2 protein-coding genes are annotated in these 3878 nt (G+C 73.0%); both read left to right on the top strand.

Annotated features, from left to right (window positions below):
* The first annotated feature begins 75 nt into the window (after positions 1 to 75).
* Positions 76 to 1338, top strand: a complete 1263-nt coding sequence (locus GKQ77_RS29340; protein WP_219692138.1) for an NAD(P)/FAD-dependent oxidoreductase — start codon at positions 76 to 78, stop codon at positions 1336 to 1338.
* Position 1339: 1 nt separating this feature from the next.
* A partial coding sequence (gene nirB / locus GKQ77_RS29335; protein ID WP_219692136.1) for a nitrite reductase large subunit NirB occupies positions 1340 to 3878 on the top strand: 2539 nt, incomplete at its 3' end.

Raw genomic sequence — 3878 nt, 5'->3', positions numbered from 1 at the left:
AAGCTGAGCGCACCGTTCCCCCAGAGAAACAACCCGGCCCCGACAGGGAAACACCCACCCCGCAGGCTGCGGAACATGACATCCACGGCAGTGGTGATCGGCGCGGGCCTGGCCGGCGCCCACGCAACCCAGCGCCTGGCCGCAGAAGGCACCGAGACCGTACTCATCGGCGAAGAGGACCACGCCCCCTACAACCGCGTCCTCCTCGCCGAGGTCCTCGCCGGCCGCTACGGCCCGGACGTGATCACCCTGCCCACCCCCAAGGCCACCACCACGCTCCGCACCCGAGCCGTCCGCGTGGACCGCGCGGACCGCCTGGTCCACTGCGAGGACGGCACCGTCGTCCCGTACGGCACCCTGATCCTCGCGACCGGCTCCAACCCCGTCCTGCCGCCCCTGCGCGGCCTCTTCGCCCCCGGCGCCCGCGAACTCCCCCGGGGCGTGCACGCCTTCCGGACGATGGAAGACTGCCTGGCCCTCGGCAAGGCCGTGGCGCCCGGCACCCGGGTCGTCGTCATCGGCGGCGGCCTCCTCGGCGTATCGGCGGCCCGCGCCCTGGCCGAGCGGGGCGCGCAGGTCGTCCTCACCCAGCAGGCCGAGCGGCTCATGGAGCGCCAGCTCGACCCGGCCTCCTCGGAGCTGGTGCGGGCGCACCTGACGGGCCTCGGCGTGGAGGTGCACACGGAGTGCCGGGTGCGCGGCGTCGGCGTCACGGACGGCGCTGTACGCCACGTGGAGCTGGCCGACGGCTACGAACTGGAGACCGAGCTGACCGTCCTGGCCTGCGGGGTACGCCCCCGCACCGGCCTGGCGCTGGCCGCCGGACTCGACGTACGCAAGGGCATCGTCGTCGACGACCTGCTGCGCACGTCCGACCCGCACATCAGGGCGATCGGCGACTGCGCGGAGCACGCGGGCCGGGTCTACGGCCTGGCGACCCCGGCGCTCGAACAGGCCGACGCGCTCGTGGACGCCCTCACCGGCAAGCGCGGCGCCCCCTACACCGGCAGCCGCATGCTCACCCGCCTCACCCTGGCGGGCCCGGGCCCGCTGGACCTCGCCGCGTTCGGCGACCCCGAGCCGCGCCCCGACGACGACGTCATCCAGCTCGCCGACGCCACCCGCGGCACCTACCGCAAGGTCGTCGTCCGCGGCGACCGCCTGGTCGGCGGCGTCCTGCTCGGCGACCTCGCCTCGGTGGGCGCGCTGGCCCGCGCCTGGGAGGCGGACGATCCGCTGCCCGACGACGACAGTCCCCTGCTGCACCTGCTCACCCATCCCCAAGCTCTCGACTCCGCTCGTCACCGGGCAGGGGAGACCCCAATCGGAGGCCGCTGACATGCCGAAGCCGAACCCCGCACAGACCCCGCACCGCCCCACCATCGTGCTCGTCGGCCACGGCATGGTCGGCCAGCGCTTCCTCGAGGCCGCCGTCGAGCGCGGACTCGCGGCGAGCCACCGGATCGTGGTGCTCTGCGAGGAGCCGCGCCCCGCCTACGACCGGGTGCAGCTGACCTCGTACTTCGCGGGCCGCACGCCCGACGAACTCTCCCTCACCGACCGGGCGTTCCTCGACGCGCACGGCATCGAGCTGTACGTCGACGAGCCCGCCGAGAGCTTCGACCGCGAGGCGAGGACGGTCACGGCCCGCTCCGGCCGCGTCCTCACGTACGACACGCTCGTGCTCGCCACCGGTTCGTACCCCTTCGTGCCGCCCGTGCCCGGCAAGGACGCGACGGGCTGCTTCGTGTACCGCACCATCGAGGATCTGCTGGCCATCGAGGAGTACGCGAAGAAGCACGCCACGACCGGCGCCGTGGTCGGCGGCGGGCTGCTCGGCCTGGAGGCGGCGGGCGCGCTGCGCGGGCTAGGGCTCGCCACGCACGTCGTGGAGTTCGCGCCGCGCCTGATGCCCGTGCAGGTCGACGAGGGCGGCGGCGCGGCCCTGCTGCGGACCATCACCGGCATGGGGCTGACCGTGCACACGGGCACCGGCACGCAGGAGATCGTGACGGGCGAGGACGGTTCGGTCAGCGGCATGAAGCTCTCCGACGGCAGTGAACTCGCCACGGATCTGGTGGTGTTCTCCGCCGGTGTCCGCCCGCGCGACCAGCTCGCCCGCGAGCACGGTCTGGCGGTCGGCGAGCGCGGCGGCATCACCGTCGACGCGCAGTGCCGCACCAGCGACCCGGACGTGTACGCGATCGGCGAGTGCGCGCAGGCCGTCGACGGCCGCGTCTACGGCCTGGTCGCGCCCGGCTACGAGATGGCGCAGACGGCCGCCGCCGCCATCGCCGCCGACCGGGAGGCGAGCTTCACGGGCGCCGACCTGTCGACCAAGCTGAAGCTCCTCGGCGTCGACGTGGCGTCCTTCGGTGACGCGCACGGCACGGCCGAGGGCTGCCTGAACGTCGTCTACTCCGACTCGCGCTCGGGGACGTACAAGAAGCTGGTGATGGGCGCGGGCGGCGAGCTGCTCGGCGGCGTCCTCGTCGGCGACGCCGACGCGTACGGCCTGCTGCGCCCGCTCACCGGGACCGTACCGCCGGTGCCCGCCGAGCAGCTGGTGCTCCCCGAGGGCGCGGGCGCGCCCGTCGCGCTCGGCCCGGAGTCGCTGCCGGGCTCGGCGGTGATCTGCAGCTGCCACAACGTCACCAAGGACGCCATCCAGGCCTGCGCCACGCTGCCCGAGGTGAAGAAGTGCACCAAGGCCGGTACGGGCTGCGGCAGTTGCGTGAAGGTGATCGGCCAGCTGCTTCCGCAATCCGGCGACAAGGGGCTGTGCGGCTGCTTCGCCCAGACCCGCCAGGAGCTGTACGAGATCGTGCGCGCCCTGCGCGTCACGTCGTTCCGCGCGCTGCTCGACGGGCACGGCCGTGAGGCGGCGCGCGGCGGCGAGGGCTGCGAGGTGTGCAAGCCGACGGTCGGTTCGATCATCGCCTCGCTGGCCCCGACGATCGGCGCCGAGGGGTATGTCCTCGACGGCGAGCAGGCGGCGCTCCAGGACACCAACGACCACTTCCTCGCCAACCTCCAGAAGAACGGCTCGTACTCGGTGGTCCCCCGCATCCCCGGCGGCGAGATCACCCCCGAGAAGCTCATCGTGATCGGCGAGGTGGCACGGGACTTCGGCCTCTATACGAAGATCACCGGCGGCCAGCGCATCGACCTCTTCGGCGCCCAGGTCGACCAACTGCCGAGGATCTGGCAGCGGTTGGTGGAGGCGGGCTTCGAGTCGGGACACGCGTACGGCAAGGCCCTGCGCACGGTGAAGTCCTGCGTCGGCCAGACCTGGTGCCGGTACGGCGTGCAGGACTCCGTGCGCATGGCCATCGACCTGGAGCTGCGCTACCGCGGCCTGCGCGCCCCGCACAAGCTGAAGTCGGCGGTCTCCGGCTGCGCCCGCGAGTGCGCCGAGGCCCAGTCGAAGGACTTCGGCGTGATCGCCACGGCGAGCGGCTGGAACCTGTACGTGGGCGGCAACGGCGGCGCCACCCCGCGCCACGCCGATCTGCTCGCGCAGGACCTGGACGACGCCGAGCTGATCCGCCTCATCGACCGGTTCCTGATGTTCTACATCCGCACCGCCGACCGCCTGGAGCGCACCGCCGCCTGGCTGGAGCGGATCGACGGCGGCCTCGACCACGTGCGTGACGTGGTCGTCCACGACTCGCTGGGCATCTGCGCCGAACTGGAGGCGCTGATGGCCGACCACGTCACGCACTACCGCGACGAGTGGGCCGAGACCCTGGACGACCCCGATCGCCTCGCCCGCTTCGTGTCGTTCGTGAACGCGCCGGGCGTGCCGGACCCGACGGTCGGCTTCGTCCCGGAGCGCGACCAGATCAAGCCGGACCTGCCCCTGCTCTCCCTCAGCC

The sequence above is a fragment of the Streptomyces anatolicus genome (genome assembly GCF_019400875.1).
Taxonomy (GTDB): domain Bacteria; phylum Actinomycetota; class Actinomycetes; order Streptomycetales; family Streptomycetaceae; genus Streptomyces; species Streptomyces anatolicus.
Note: the sequence above shows the minus strand (reverse complement) of the source record. Positions and strands in the feature narration are given on the sequence as shown.

What these genes read in the sequence shown, in the direction of transcription:
- GKQ77_RS29340 (WP_219692138.1), top strand. Translation starts at nt 76, where the DNA reads ATGACATCCACGGCAGTGGTGATCGGCGCGGGCCTGGCCGGCGCCCAC.